Origin of the sequence: Aestuariibius sp. HNIBRBA575, from assembly GCF_040932005.1 — a bacterium.
Taxonomy (GTDB): Bacteria; Pseudomonadota; Alphaproteobacteria; order Rhodobacterales; family Rhodobacteraceae; genus CANLNM01.
Window position 1 is genome coordinate 1,030,445 of record NZ_CP162414.1, and the last position, 14,633, is coordinate 1,045,077.

General features: G+C 54.8%; 11 protein-coding genes. 8 read left to right on the plus strand and 3 right to left on the minus strand.

The features are described 5' to 3' along the window. Nucleotides 1-9: 9 nt before the first annotated feature. Nucleotides 10-813: a hypothetical protein gene (locus AB1F12_RS05255; protein WP_368187112.1), complete on the minus strand. Its 804-nt coding sequence runs from the start codon at nt 811-813 to the stop codon at nt 10-12. Next, nucleotides 810-1,901 carry a GSCFA domain-containing protein gene (locus tag AB1F12_RS05260; protein ID WP_368187113.1) on the minus strand — a complete coding sequence of 364 codons (1,092 nt, stop codon included), beginning with the start codon at nt 1,899-1,901 and terminating at the stop codon, nt 810-812. The genes AB1F12_RS05255 and AB1F12_RS05260 overlap by 4 nt, the downstream gene beginning before the upstream one ends. Before the next feature lie 212 nt (nt 1,902-2,113). Between AB1F12_RS05260 and AB1F12_RS05265 the strand changes: the two genes are divergently transcribed. Both AB1F12_RS05265 and AB1F12_RS05270 read left to right on the plus strand, forming a co-directional pair. Next, the gene (locus AB1F12_RS05265; protein ID WP_368187114.1) at nt 2,114-3,565 is read left to right on the plus strand and encodes a TrkH family potassium uptake protein; all 1,452 of its coding nucleotides are present in this window, start codon (nt 2,114-2,116) and stop codon (nt 3,563-3,565) included. A 135-nt stretch (nt 3,566-3,700) separates the two neighbouring features. Then, on the plus strand, nt 3,701-4,306 hold the full coding sequence (locus AB1F12_RS05270) for a methyl-accepting chemotaxis protein (RefSeq protein WP_368187115.1): 606 nt from the start codon (nt 3,701-3,703) through the stop codon (nt 4,304-4,306). A 30-nt stretch (nt 4,307-4,336) separates the two neighbouring features. Here the strand turns inward: AB1F12_RS05270 and AB1F12_RS05275 are convergent, their stop codons facing one another. Next, the gene (locus tag AB1F12_RS05275) at nt 4,337-6,112 is read right to left on the minus strand and encodes a trypsin-like peptidase domain-containing protein (protein WP_368187116.1); all 1,776 of its coding nucleotides are present in this window, start codon (nt 6,110-6,112) and stop codon (nt 4,337-4,339) included. Nucleotides 6,113-6,298: 186 nt separating this feature from the next. On the opposite strand from AB1F12_RS05275, the gene AB1F12_RS05280 reads away from it, so the two are divergent. The 6 genes from AB1F12_RS05280 to AB1F12_RS05305 all read left to right on the plus strand — a co-directional run bounded on the left by AB1F12_RS05280 (nt 6,299) and on the right by AB1F12_RS05305 (nt 14,582). Beyond that, on the plus strand, nt 6,299-7,243 hold the full coding sequence (locus tag AB1F12_RS05280) for a glycine--tRNA ligase subunit alpha (protein WP_368187117.1): 945 nt from the start codon (nt 6,299-6,301) through the stop codon (nt 7,241-7,243). 29 nt (nt 7,244-7,272) lie between these two features. Beyond that, entirely contained in the window at nt 7,273-7,800 is a 528-nt protein-coding gene (locus AB1F12_RS05285; RefSeq protein WP_368187118.1) for a DUF6446 family protein, read from the plus strand. Next, entirely contained in the window at nt 7,801-10,032 is a 2,232-nt protein-coding gene (gene glyS / locus AB1F12_RS05290) for a glycine--tRNA ligase subunit beta (RefSeq protein WP_368187120.1), read from the plus strand. A 139-nt stretch (nt 10,033-10,171) separates the two neighbouring features. Further along, a complete protein-coding gene (locus tag AB1F12_RS05295) occupies nt 10,172-12,667 on the plus strand; it encodes a putative PEP-binding protein (RefSeq protein ID WP_368188277.1) in 2,496 nt (831 codons plus the stop codon). Nucleotides 12,668-12,886: 219 nt separating this feature from the next. Further along, the gene (locus AB1F12_RS05300) at nt 12,887-13,519 is read left to right on the plus strand and encodes a cell wall hydrolase (protein WP_368188279.1); all 633 of its coding nucleotides are present in this window, start codon (nt 12,887-12,889) and stop codon (nt 13,517-13,519) included. A gap of 133 nt (nt 13,520-13,652) precedes the next feature. Next, on the plus strand, nt 13,653-14,582 hold the full coding sequence (locus AB1F12_RS05305) for a dihydroneopterin aldolase (protein ID WP_368187121.1): 930 nt from the start codon (nt 13,653-13,655) through the stop codon (nt 14,580-14,582). Nucleotides 14,583-14,633 lie beyond the last annotated feature (51 nt).

Below are 14,633 nucleotides of genomic sequence, written 5' to 3' on the forward strand. Positions count from 1 at the left end.
CTAGATCAGCTAGGCGGCAACCAATTGTTGCACCTGATCGAGAACCTTTTTGCCATAGGCCTTGTTGGCATGCAGCAGGTCCTCTTTGGGCTGTTTGATCCGGCCCTCACTTGTCAGTCGGATGGCGCCGTTGACATATTTCTGCGCCGTCAAAAGCCCCTTAAAAACGGTGTCTTGGGGTTGAGGAACAAACGTGACATCAATGGCGTTCATCAGATCGGTGATGGTGGTGTCAAACAGATGTGACAGGGACGGGCCATCCCCATGATGTACGGGTTTTTTCAACGCACCAAGGGCGTTTTTGGTTGTTTTCATCACGGCCTGCGCCACCCGCGGTTGGGAAAGATACAGGATTGGGGCATCTGTCCCGTGTCTCAGCTTTCTGGCGAAAGTGGCGCCCAGGGTGGGTTTGATCGACGATGCAATCCCTGCCGCAAAGGCGTGTTGCGACACCAATGCGGGTGACATGGTGGCTAGATCGTTGACCTTGGTCATCGAGGGCAAGCTCATGTAACGCGCGAACCGGTAAACCTGCATCATTCGCATGGCCGTGACCTGACATCCGGCAATCGCCAACACGTCATATTCTGTCAAATCAAACGATGGCTGCCCGCCGTAATCCACAAAATATTGCCGCGTCCGGTCTGTATTCGGGGTCAGAACCGACTCGGATATTGTGGTCTCTAGCAGCATGTTGCGATGCGTGCCGACAAATGTCAGGTCCAAGTCAGACCACAGGTCTGGATGCGCCGATGCGGCCTCTTTGAGGGCGGCGACATGGGAATTTCCAAAAATCAGGACACGTTTTTTCATTTTGCAAAAGCCTGTAGCAAAAGTTCGTCACAAATCAGGTCGTCCTCTTCATCCTGGTCGGATGTGTATTCGTTCTCTGACTCGGTGTTTGATGGATCTGGCGCATCGGTATCTGTGGTCTGATCCAGCAATCCATGCGATTCCAAAAAGATCCCCATCACCATATCCACGCCGTCCGGGCGCACGCTGCGCAGGTTTTTTTCAAACCATGGACCGCCTGTTTCCGGACCTGTCGCGGGGGATGTGATCAATTCATAGGATGGAAAATAGGCGACGTCGTCGTTGTCGGCGGCAAAATCACCGGCGGCGGCGCGCAATGTCGATTTGGACCATGTGGTTGATAGCAAAACGTGATCCTGCGTGGCCGTTGCCGTCAAAGGCACCGGGGAAACGGTCAGAATCATTTTCATATCCGGATTGAACCGACGCAGTAATTTCTGAATGGCCTCTAAATCCTCAAGGATATCACCATACCGAAAGTTACGGAAAATATGGGTTTCATCGTCGAATGTCCCGGCAACCACACCCGGGCACATCGGGAAAACCCGCCCTGTTGGGGCGTCTTCCCAGGCTTCGGTCAGCCCAAGGGTAAAGACAAACACATCGGTTTGGCGCAGCATTTGCGACGTGCGTTCCAGATGGTAGTCGCGATGCAGCAGCACCTCTTCGACACTGGACAGGCCAAAGGGTTCGATCGTCGGGCGGAACGCATCGACAAAGGTGCTGTCTTTGGCCCAGACAAAACGTGGATCTGTGAAACCGTCAGCGATGTCAGTCAGCATTTGACGCAATTGCCGGGTGGTATAGATATTGCCGTAACGCCCTGAAAATATGGAATAACCAAATGCTTTCGCATCCTCGTCAGTCAGGGGCTTGGGGGCGGGTTCGGCATCCAACACGGTGCAACAGGCCTGCCGCAATACCCGTCCAATATGTTGGGCAAAACAACTGCCCGCAGTGGCGACACGGGTGTCTGGCGTGATGTCGAACTTGGGTGTGAACAAATCCGGAAACCGATTACGGTCGGTCTGTACGACGCCATTTCGCCAAAACGCCTTATCTGGCAGATCCGAATATGGATGGTCCATGTGATGCCCCGAAATTTTGTTCGTCTTAGATATTATCGTTTCTGATATTGCGACAATAGGACAAGATTGGGGCAATTAAGGGCAATGAGTTGGGCATTTACCAAGTTGAAGCCGCCCAAAACGCGATGAAAACCACGCATTATGTGCGGTCGAAACCTGTCAAAGCCCGGTTGCATCTTGACACTTTCACGCGGTGCGGCCAACGCTGCCGAATGCCTGATCTTCGACCTGTCGGATATGTTATTGGCCTGCTTGTGGCCGCGCTTGGGTTAACCATGTTGGCGCCGCTTGTGGCCGATTTGTCCGCAGGCAATGGGCAATGGCCGGTTTTCCTAGAAAGCGCGTTTTTAACCATTTTGTCGGGCGGGTTGATCGCCTTGTCCTGTTCCAACGGCGTGTCACAGGGATTGTCGATCCGACAAACGTTTTTGCTGACCACTTTGGTTTGGTCAGTGCTGCCGTTATTTGGCGCGATCCCGTTTATGATCGGGGCGACGCAGCTGGACCTGACCAACGCCATGTTCGAAGCCATGTCCGGCCTGACCACAACAGGGGCAACGGTGGTGAATGGGCTGGATGGCCTGCCCGAAGGGATCAAACTCTGGCGTGGTATTCTGCAATGGCTCGGCGGGATCGGGATCATTGTTGTGGCCATGGTGTTTTTGCCAGAGCTCAAAGTTGGGGGGATGCAAATCTTCCGATCCGAAGGCTTTGATACTTTTGGAAAAATCCTTCCTCGGGCGACAGAAATTTCGTCTCGTATTTCGGTGATTTACGTCTCTTTGACGATGGCCTGTGCGGTGGCATATGCGGCCGCAGGCATGTCGTCATTTGATGCGATGACACACGCAATGACCACGGTCGCCACCGGAGGCATGGCCAATTACGACGCGTCTTTTGGGGCGTTTGGCGCCGGGGCGCATTACGTGGCTACATTGTTCATGTTCCTCGCCGCATTGCCGTTTGTGCGTTACGTGCAATTGATTTCTGGCTCTGCACAGCCCCTCTGGCGCGATAGCCAGATCAGGGTGTTTTTCATCACGCTATCGGTGCTGGTCGCGGTGATGACATTATGGGTGTGGCGCACGCAAACGGACGTGCCCCTGGAACAAGGCTTCAGAGAGGCATTGTTTAACGTCACATCGATCATTTCAGGCACCGGATTTTCCAGCATGGATTACACAATCTGGGGGCCATTTGCCGTGACGATGTTCTTTTTCATCGGGCTTATTGGTGGATGTGCGGGATCGACCGCCTGTTCGATAAAAGTGTTTCGTTACCAGCTGTTATTTGCCTCTATTAAAGTGCAAATCCGTCGCATTCATTCGCCACACGGCCTGTTTACGCCCCGCTACGAAGGCCGTGCCGTTGGCGATGACATCCTCAGCTCGGTCATGGCGTTCTTTGTCGCCTTTATTGTGTCGCTTGGCGTGTTTGCCATCGCGCTCAGCATGACCGGGTTGGATTTTGTGACTTCTATTTCTGGCGCCGCGGCCGCGTTGGCCAATATCGGACCGGGTTTGGGCGACGAAATTGGCCCAGCCGGTAACTTCTGGGGCCTAAGCGCGACTGCAAAATGGGTGCTAACGGTCGCTATGTTGGTCGGACGGTTGGAAATTATGGCTGTATTAACCATTCTCACTTGGCAATTCTGGCGCCAATAAATCGTGTTGAGTTAGAAGTTTGGAAACGTTTCTACGTTTAGAAATTAACCAAACACATTTCGATAACATGGTTGCATTTTGAGTATGATTGAAACTGCGCGCAAACGTCCCCGTGATGTTCAGGTTGAACTTTTCATGGCTATTGGGCCCAGCCGGATTGCTGCGCTCACATTATTTGCGTTGGAAAATGGCAACCTCACGACCCAAGAGGTGGCTCAGGCGCCTGCCTTGGAACTCTCGATTGATCGTATCGACGCGGCGCATACGGCGCTCAGTAAACATGTGCTATCTGAATTTACTGCCGCTGGAATTGAACCAAATCCTGAATTGTTGCACCTCTATCAAGAGGCACGTGATTGCGTGCAGGAATTGCACCACCACCTGACGCGCGCATCTGATAACCCAATGCAAGCATTGCAAAAATTTGAAGATTATCAAAGCTTTTGCTTGAACGAATTCGAACCCAAAGTTACCAAATTTTTGGTGATGATGACGCAAATGCTTAGAAATGCGCAGGATCAACGCGACAAAACCAATGTGTCCAGCCTGATGGAATCTGTGACATCCGCCAATCAGGTTGGCCGTACAATCCATATGATCGCCATCAACGCGGCGTTAGAGGCCGCGCGCGTCGGAGAGGAAGGGGCTGGTTTCAAATTGATTTCGGACAATGTGCGCGACCTTGCCGAAAAGACTCAGTCGATACTGGGTCAAATCAGCCGCTACTTGAAGCAAATTTAGCCGCAAAACGGGCTGGTCAGTGCTGGCAAATTACCAGCAGCTCACCAAGACGGTCATATCTGCCGCTTTGAAGGTCAACGTTTCGGGTTCCATAAAGGCCGCAGCATCGGTGGTGGACACTGAAATACCTGCCTCATTCAGAGATCCCAAAATCGCCTCGGCATCGGTGATAAAATTGACATCCTGTGGCAAAACCCGCGCATTACCAGCCGGACGTGGCAACAACATGCCCAATACCGCGCCGCCATTGTCAAAAATCGGGCCGCCAGCGTCGCCCTCATCTGCATTCATGGCGATGCGTTTGACATGCTCTTCGCCATCCAAACCACGCAGATCTGCCAAAACCCCAAAGGTCATCGTTGGCGCGCTCAGCAAGCCACCAAACGGATATCCTGCCACCGCAACCTGGCTTTGCAGGCGGGGCACACCGACTTGGAATTCTGCAACATCCAGCGGGGCAAGCGCATCCTGAGGGCGCAAAACTGCGATTCCCAGATCTTCGTCCACATGGGCTACGGTCGCGGTGTGATCCGCATCCAGCGTGATCTGTTCACATCCCTGCACGGCCTCGGCAACGGTTAACACGCTGCCTTGGGCGTCGATGTAAAACCCAGACCGCGACAGGGCAGGGCGGCGCACTTGCAATCCTGAAACCAGATCAATGGCCTGACTTTCATCCGGCAATGCAATGGCGGGGTCCAGCACTCCTTCGACTATGGCAAAGCTGTCTTTCATTTCAGCCAGAATGCGCGTGCGACGTTCGTCGTCACCGGCGGGCCAAATCAGGGAAAACCCTTTGATATGGCCATCGCGCAATTCAACCTGAGTATAGGAATGGATGTCGTCATTCACACCTTCCAAGGTGAACGACCGGTCACGCCGCTGACGTTCGCCTTCGAGTGGCACAATTTCAAGGGTTTGCAAGATTTCGTAAAGCCCAAACAAACGGTCCTGATTGCCCTCTTGGGAAATTAACAACACCTGCGCCTGAAGGTCACCTTTGGCGTCATACCGCGCAAAGGGTGGCTCATATTCGCTGAAACCAACGACCCCTGTGGGGATCATGATTTCGATCCCGGCCGCTTCGTCGCGTACAATCTGCAAATCCATGCCATCCAGAACGGCGTTATATTGTGCAAACAATTCAGCACGTTGCGCCGTGGTTAGCACGCCGGTTGTTTCGTGGTTGTTGGCCTCTTGCCAATCGCGCATGGATTGACGTGTACCACGGCCATAGGACCCATCGATGGCAGCAGAGTAAAACCCGGCCCATTGCAGAGCAATTTGCAGATCTTTTTTCTGATCACGGGTCAGTTGGGATTCGCTGGCTTGGGCTTCGCGCAGGGTTTCGTCGGGGACCTGAATCGGATCAGGCTCGACAATTTCTGGGGCGGCTTCGGCCGTTGTGTCGCCTGTTTGCACATCATTTGAGGCTAAATTGTCGGGCAGGGGCTGTGCATCGGTCGGTGCGCCAACACCAACGGGCCAGAATTGCTGCTGAAACTGATCGCCGGTAACAATATAGGCGTCCCGCGGGATGGCGCCTTGGGCGCGCAATTGGCGCAGGGCCACATTGGCGTCATCCGGGCTATAGGGGCCCAACGCGATGCCGTACCAGCCCGATCCAAGGTAATACCCATTCACGTCAGGCAGGCTTCCGGCATATTCGCGGACTTTGTTCTGCGCGGCGTTTAACGTGCGCTGTGCTTCGATTTGCACATAAACGACGTCCTGGCCAAAAGCCGGCGCAGCCAAAGCCCCAGCCATCGACGCTGCTAAAATGATCCCAGAAAAACCCCGTTTCATACGCTTCCCAACATTTATTTTTTGATCTTAACACTGCTACCAACTCAAATACGGGCCAAAGCACAAGGGGGGAAAACCGGAATATTGGCCGTTTTTGCACGAATTAAGCGTCCAAGGCCCAATTGACCCCATTGTCAGCACTGCCAGCACGGATTATCCAACCCTCGACCAAAGATTGAGGGCACCATGGCCGACACACCGCGCAGTTTTCAGGAAATCATTTTGCGACTTCAGAATTACTGGAGCGAAATGGGCTGCGCTGTGCTGCAACCCTATGACATGGAGGTGGGCGCCGGTACGTTCCACCCCGCCACAACGCTGCGATCCCTGGGGTCGCGGTCATGGGCTGCGGCCTATGTGCAACCGTCACGCCGTCCCACCGATGGGCGGTATGGGGAAAACCCGAACCGGTTGCAGCATTATTACCAATATCAGGTGGTGATCAAACCCAGCCCGCCTAATTTGCAGGACCTGTATCTGGGATCATTACGCGCCATCGGCATTGATATGTCCAAACATGACATCAGATTTGTCGAAGACGATTGGGAAAGCCCAACTCTGGGCGCATGGGGACTGGGATGGGAAGTGTGGTGTGACGGCATGGAAGTCAGCCAATTCACCTATTTCCAACAGGTTGGCGGCCATGATTGCCATCCTGTGACCGGTGAATTGACCTATGGTCTGGAACGTTTGGCGATGTATATCCTAAGCGCGGATCACGTGATGGACATGCCCTACAATGATCCGGATGGGATCATTCCGTTGACTTATGGGGATGTGTTTCGCCAAACAGAGCAGGAATATTCCCGCTGGAACTTTGACGTGGCCAATACCGACGTGTTGCTAAAACAGTTCGAAGAGGCCGAGGCCGAATGCCAAACCATTCTGTCCCAAGAGGCGCTGGACCCCAAAACCGGCAAACGCATCATCATGGCGCATCCTGCCTATGATCAATGCATCAAGGCCAGCCATATGTTCAACTTGCTCGATGCGCGTGGGGTGATTTCGGTGACTGAACGTCAGAACTATATCGGACGGGTGCGCAATTTGGCCAAACTATGCGCTGATGCCTTTGTTCAGACCGAAGCAGGTGGAAATCTGGCCGTTGAACCCGCCGTGGACACACAATGAAGGCCAAGATAGCGATAGGAGCCATCGTCATGTCTGCCGTGTTTGCAGGTGTCTTTTTGTACTACCTTCAGGTCTATGCCTATTACGAAGAGGTATCAGCGCCTCAGGTTGGAAATGTGCAACTCACATCGCTGATCACCGGCGAACCAGAAGAGATAATGTTCGAAAACTTCAAGGCGATTGACAGCGACTCTTCTCCGATCCGGTATCGGGCATGTTTTGACATCCCGATGTCGCAGGCCGCGTTGACCGAAGAATTCCTGACCTATGAGGCTGCAGAACCCAATCACGCTCCGGATTGGTTTGACTGTTTTGATGCGGCTGAAATTGGCGCGTTTTTGGAAACCGGGGATGCAATCGCGTTTCTGGGGCAGGAAAATATCAAATACGGCATTGATCGCATTGTTGCGGTGATGCCTGATGGCCGGGCGTTTTCCTGGCATCAGATCAATACATGCGGCGAAGTGGTCTTTGACGGCCAGCCCGCACCCGAAAATTGCCCGACGCCCCCTGATGCGTCGCAGCTTGAAACTGCTCTGCCCGAAGAGGGGAACTAAATGCCGGATCTTCTGATTGAACTGTTTTCCGAAGAAATTCCCGCCCGTATGCAGGCCAAGGCCGCCGCGGATCTGAAAAAGCTGATCACAGATGGCTTGGTCGAGGCTGGCCTGACCTATGCCTCTGCGGCCAGTTTTTCGACACCGCGTCGTTTGACCCTGACCATCGAAGGCCTGAGCAGCGAAAGCCCGGATACACGCGAAGAACGCAAAGGCCCCAAAGTCGGTGCACCAGACAAGGCATTGGAAGGCTTCCTTCGGGGGGCGGGCGTGCAAAAATCCGACCTTGTGGCGCGTGAAACGCCCAAAGGCGAAGTGTATTTTGCAATAATCGAACATAAAGGCCGACCCGCCGCGGACATAATCGCAGATGTTCTAGAAGCAACAATCCGCAACTTCCCTTGGCCAAAATCCATGCGCTGGGGGGCTGGTGCGTTGCGTTGGGTGCGACCGCTGCATTCGATCCTGTGCATTTTGACCGACGATACCGGCGCAAAAGTTGTTCCGATGGACGTGGATGGGATTGTTTCTGGCGACACCACGATGGGGCATCGTTTTCTATCTGAGGGCGCAATTCGTGTCACGTCATTCGATGATTACGAAGTAAAGTTAAAGCAGGCCAAGGTGGTGTTGCGCGCAGATGAACGCGCCGACGCAATTTGGCAGGATGCGTCCAATCAGGCTTTTGCGGTTGGGCTGGAACTGGTCGAAGACAAAGCTCTGCTGGCCGAAGTCGCTGGGCTGGTTGAATGGCCGGTCGTTCTGATGGGCGAAATTGGCGCCGATTTTCTGGCATTGCCACCAGAAGTTCTGACAACTTCGATGAAAGAACACCAAAAATTCTTTTCAGTTCGGGACCCAAAATCAGGCCAGATCGTGCGATTTGTTACGGTTGCGAATGTTGAAACCTCTGACAATGGCGCCACTATTTTGGCCGGGAACCAAAAGGTTCTGGCGGCCCGTCTGGCGGATGCAAAATTCTTTTGGCAGAATGACTTACGTGTGGCAGAACAGGGCGCGCAGGGCTGGATCGACAGCCTTGAAAATGTGACCTTCCACAATCAATTGGGCAGTCAGGCCGCACGGATTGACCGTATTGCCGGGCTTGCGCAATCGCTGGCGCCGATTGCGGGTGCCGATGCAGATATTGCCGGACAGGCGGCGCGTTGGGCCAAGGTCGATCTGAGCTCTGAAATGGTTTATGAATTCCCTGAGCTACAGGGGCTGATGGGCCGTTATTACGCCGGTCCGGCGGGGCATAACGACGATATCGCTGCGGCGGCACAGGAACATTACCAGCCCCTTGGCCCATCCGATGACGTGCCCACCGCGCCGGTATCCGTCAGCGTTGCATTGGCCGACAAACTGGACACGTTGACCGGGTTCTGGATCATCGATGAAAAGCCCACTGGCTCAAAGGATCCTTATGCGCTGCGCCGTGCGGCTCTTGGGGTTATCCGTTTGATTTTGGACAATAAACTTCGTCTGCGTTTGGATCATTTCTTTGATCTTCAATTGCTCAAACACAAGATTGAGTTGAACCGCACCACCGCGAGTGCCCAAGACATTCTGGTGCTCGAAGATATCGCAACGGAAATCGCCAAACATGGTGTTTTCGGAGCGGCCTATCGCAGTGTCATTGATGCGCTGGACCGTCCTGAGGGCGACTTTGTTGAACTGGTGCAAAAGAAGGTGCCAGATGCCTCTGTCAGTTTGCTTGGCTTCTTTCATGATCGGTTGAAACAGCATTTGCGCGACGAAGGCATCCGGCATGATGTGATCGACGCCTGTTTGGCGATGCCGGGCAATGATGATTTGCTGTTGTTGGTGAACCGAGCGTCAGCGTTGTCCGCGGTTCTGGCCACGGATGATGGGGAAAACCTGTTGCAGGGCTATAAACGCGCCAACAACATCCTGACCCAAGCCGAAGAAAAGGATGGTGTCGAATATTCCTACGGTGCGGACGTGAAATATGCCGAAGATGACAGCGAAAAGGCCCTGTTTGCAGCGCTGGATCAGGCCGAAGCCACGATCGCCCCGGCCCTGGAATCTGAGGATTTTGGTCAAGCCATGGCAGCAATGGCCAGCTTGCGCGCGCCGATTGATGCGTTTTTTGAGGCGGTTCAGGTCAATGCAGAAAGCCAGATTTTGCGTCGCAACCGGCTGAATTTGCTGAGCCGTATCCGGGGGATCTGTTTGTCGGTCGCTGATTTAAACCGAATCGAAGGCTGATCATTCGCGCAAAATTAACAGTTTCTTAACAGAAACCTTGCAGCGAATCGCTGGGGCCCTATGGTGCCTCTGAAAGGATGCTGCGTTGCAGAATGAAATTGCATATCCCGACACGACGTTGATTACACCGTCTGTGCCGATGTCCGCCGCCATTCATGGTGGTCGTGCCAAATGCCTTCAGCGTTTGGTGCGGCTCGACTTGCCGGTACCGACAACGGTGGCCTTGTCCTTTGATGCGGTCAAAAAGATCGCCGAAGGTCTGATGCCGGATGTGACGGAAATTCTGGAACCTTTTGGGGATGCGCCGCTCTTATCTGTGCGCCCTAGCAGCCAAGACCCGGACTGGGGGGGACCCGGTGCGATTCTGAACATCGGCATGACGGATCAGTTGCATGCGAAAATGTGCAAAACCGTCGGAGAAGCGGCCGCAACGTCCCTGTATTTACGGTTCATTCAATCCTACGCCGTCGAAGTGGCGCATCTGGACCCGGACAGTTTTGATCTGCCCGAAACGCCAACCCACGAAGCGTTGGCATTGGCGTTAAAAGCCTATGAAGAGGAAATGGATGAGCCATTTCCACAGGATCCCGCCCGTCAGATTTCAGCGGTTTTGGCATCCATGGCACGCGCATGGGAAGGCACAACCGCCAGATTGCTGCGCCAAGCCAGAGGGGCCCCTGCGGATGCGGGACTTGGGCTCGTGGTTCAGGCGATGGCATTGGGCGTCGGCAAAGGCGAAAGCGGATCAGGCGTCATCGAGTTTGTGAATGCAAACAATGGATTACATCAAATCACAGGGCGATATCTAAGCCAATCTCAGGGGCGCGAAGCGCTGACGGCTGAATCCGGTGCCCTATATCTGACCAAGGATCCTCGGGGGAAATCCCTCCAAGAGATCTGCCCAGAAGCCTTTGCGCAATTGCTGAAATTTGGCGGAATTTGCCGCAAAAGCCTGCGCGAAGAGATGCAGATCGAATTCACCCTCGAAGATGGCGTTCTGCGTATTTTGGACGCGGTGCTGGTCCAGCGCACGTCGCGCGCCAAGGTGCGGATCGCTGTTGCATTGGCTGAGGATGGCATCATTCCGCGCCAAGAAGCGATCATGCGCGTCGAACCTACAGCCCTGTCCGAATTGCTGCATCGTCAGGTCAACCCAGACGCGGACCGCGACCTGATTGTGCGCGGGATTGCTGCGTCGCCCGGTGCGGCCACAGGGCGGCTGGTATTTACCGCCAATGACGCGCAGGCCTCGGCGGCGCGGGGCGAAGCCTGTGTGCTGGTGCGCCGTGAAACCACCCCCGAAGACATCCGTGGCATGCATGTCGCCCAAGCGGTTCTGACGTTGCGCGGCGGCGTGACCAGCCATGCGGCGGTGATTGGTCGCGGCATTGGTGTTCCCTGTGTTGTAGGCGCCTCTGATTTGGTGATTGATCGCAAAGCCAAGCAAATCGTCGCCCCTGATGGGCGCCGTTTTTCCGAAGGCGACACCGTCACAGTGGATGGCACCAGCGGTGATGTTCTGGCTGGGGAACCCCCGATGCTAGAGGCGGCATTGGACGGTGCGTTTAAAACGTTGCTCGATTGGGCGGATGATTATCGCGACATCGGTGTGCGCGCCAATGCCGATACGCCCGCAGATGCCCAGACGGCGCGCAACTTTGCGGCGCAGGGAATTGGGCTGTGTCGGACGGAACATATGTTCTTTGAACCGGGGCGTATGGCGGTGATGCGTGAAATGATTTTCGCCGACAGCCCAGAGGATCGCCGTGCTGTTCTGGATCGGCTGCTGCCGATGCAGCGTGCTGATTTCATTGAGTTGTTCGAAATCATGCAGGGCCAACCCGTCTGTATCCGGCTGTTTGATCCGCCGCTGCACGAATTCCTACCCTTTGACAAATCAGGGATGCGCGAACTGGCCGATGCGCTGGGCCTAACCATGAGCGACATTCAGTCCCGCGTCGAAGCGCTAGAAGAATACAACCCCATGTTGGGGATGCGCGGCGTGCGTTTGGGGGTCACGATCCCCGAAATCTACGAAATGCAGGCCCGCGCGATTTTCGAAGCCACAATCGAAGCCAGCCGAAACGGCGCCCCGGTGGTGCCCGAGGTGATGATTCCCTTGGTCAGTGCGATGAAAGAGGTCGAGTTGGTCAAAACCAATATCGACGGCATCGCGGCCAGTGTCGCCAACGAAACCGGAGAGGCGTTTGATTATCGGCTAGGGGTGATGGTTGAAACGCCACGCGCGGCATTGCGGGCAAATGACATTGCAGAACATTCGGCGTTTTTATCATTTGGCACCAATGATTTAACGCAAATGACCTATGGGTTGTCACGCGACGATGCGGGGCGGTTTATGTCGGTCTATGTGCAGCAGGGCGTCTACGAAGAGGACCCGTTCCACACATTGGACGTCGAAGGCGTCGGGGAATTGCTGTCGATTGGCGCAGAACGTGCCCGCGAATCTGTGCCTGACATCACATTGTCGATCTGTGGCGAACATGGCGGAAGCCGCTCTGCGATCGATTTTTGCCGCTCAAAGGGATTCGATTATGTGTCCTGTTCGCCATTCCGGGTGCCTGTTGCGCGATTATCCGCGGCGCAGCTGGCTATTCGGGATCATGCGGCAATCTAGATTTTGGGGCGACACAAGGGGGGAGGCCAACATCCTGTCGACGCCTCAATTTATCCGTGACATTTTCGTATCGCAAAGCCGGTTTGCGCCTCAAAGCCTATCTTTTAAGCAGATATTGCCGTAATTCGCCTTGGTCTGCATGAGGGCTTGCTCATGACTTTGGTGGGATCGATGATGTTTAAACTGGTGGGAAAACGCGTTCAATTTATGATCGCTGCGATGGCAATTTTTGGATCAACCGGCACTGTACTGGCGAATGATTTGATGGCCGCGCGGCTTGAGGCTCTGTTGGGGTCTGAACGCGAAGCCATCGAGGTGATCCCATCTGCACGCCTGAGCGCGCTGACCGCGCCGCCACCCGCATCCGCGCGCAACATCGAAACGACCGTCAGCAATTTCGCCTATGACAACGCATTTTTGGCCACCCAGCCCGCCCCCAGTGGCAATGCCGAATGGCGCTGCCTGTCTGAGGCGCTTTATTTTGAGGCACGCGGCGAAAGTGTGCGTGGCCTGTTTGCCGTGGGCGAAGTGATCTTGAACCGGGTCGATAGCAGCCGCTACCCCAATTCGATCTGCGGGGTGATCAATCAGGGCACGGGGCGCCAATTTGCCTGTCAGTTCACCTATACATGTGATGGCCGTCCGGAACATATCAACGAACCCGCCGCCTTTGTGCGCACAGGGCGCATTGCCCGTCTGTTGATGGATGGGGCACCACGGGATCTGACCGAAGGCGCAACCCATTACCACACCCGCGCCGTCAGCCCGTCCTGGGCGCGTCGGTTCCCACGCACCGCGACAATTGGCGTGCATCATTTTTACCGCCAGCCGGTTCGCACGGCGTCCAACTAAGGCACATGACCCTTCATAGTCTCGGGCGGTTTTGATCCTGAAACCGCCTGTGACATAAATTGTCACACCAGATTGCTTGCCCGACCAGATTTGGGCGCGTATGTGAAATCACCACTCACAAAAGGCATCTGGCATGAGCAATACCACCCGCACCGCGTTTGATCCCCTGCTTGAGCGGGCCAAATCCATGGCCAGTTCGCCCGCGCCGCTGGATCGCATTTCGCTGCGGGATTATGTGGTAGAGGTCGAAATTGGCGCGTTCCAGTTAGAACGCGATGTGATGCAGCGCGTTAAATTCAACGTGGTGGTCGAAGTGGGGGCTGTGACCGATCCGCTTGAGGATGATGTGGATCGCATTTTGTCCTATGACCGCGTGAGCGAAGCGATTGATGCCGAACTGGCTGCGGAACGTTTGAACCTGTTGGAAACATTGGCAGAAAACGTCGCGGATCGCATTCTATTGGAACCTCAGGCGCAACGTGTTTTTGTCCGGATCGAAAAGGTGGATCGCGGGCCTTATGCGCTGGGGGTGGAAATTGTGCGTGACCGGGGGCATCTGCCAAATGTCACGTCCGCCGACCCATTGCCACGCCCGCGAATTGTGTCCCTGTCTCATGCCGCCATTGCGGCTGGGTATTTGCCCAATTGGATAGATCAGTTGACTGCCAGCGACGACACGGCCTTGATCCTGATCGCGGGGCCGGTGGCCCAAAACCAGCCGCAGGTGTCCAATGAAACCTCGCAAAAACGTATTGATCTGCTGGCTTATGACGTCAATGCTTGGGTGATTGCCGCGCAGGACGACAGATGCAAGGTGGTCGATAGCCGAACGGAGCTTGATTGGGCGATGCGCAACGGGCAAATCAGCGTTTGGGCCCCGTCCAAGATGGTTCTGGATGCGGTGGATGGCCCGGGCGACGTGCGCGATACAGATGCGATCACCGCTTGGTTTGTTGATCTGATGGGCGCCAGCGCATTGATTTCAATCGGCAATCCCAATCTGACGTTGAAGGATGAAACCACCCCGAAAATATCCCACCCCGTGCAAAAGGTGCTGTCATGACCCAACCCAGCGCGACATTGACCTATCCATTGGCCATTGCGTCGACCGGAT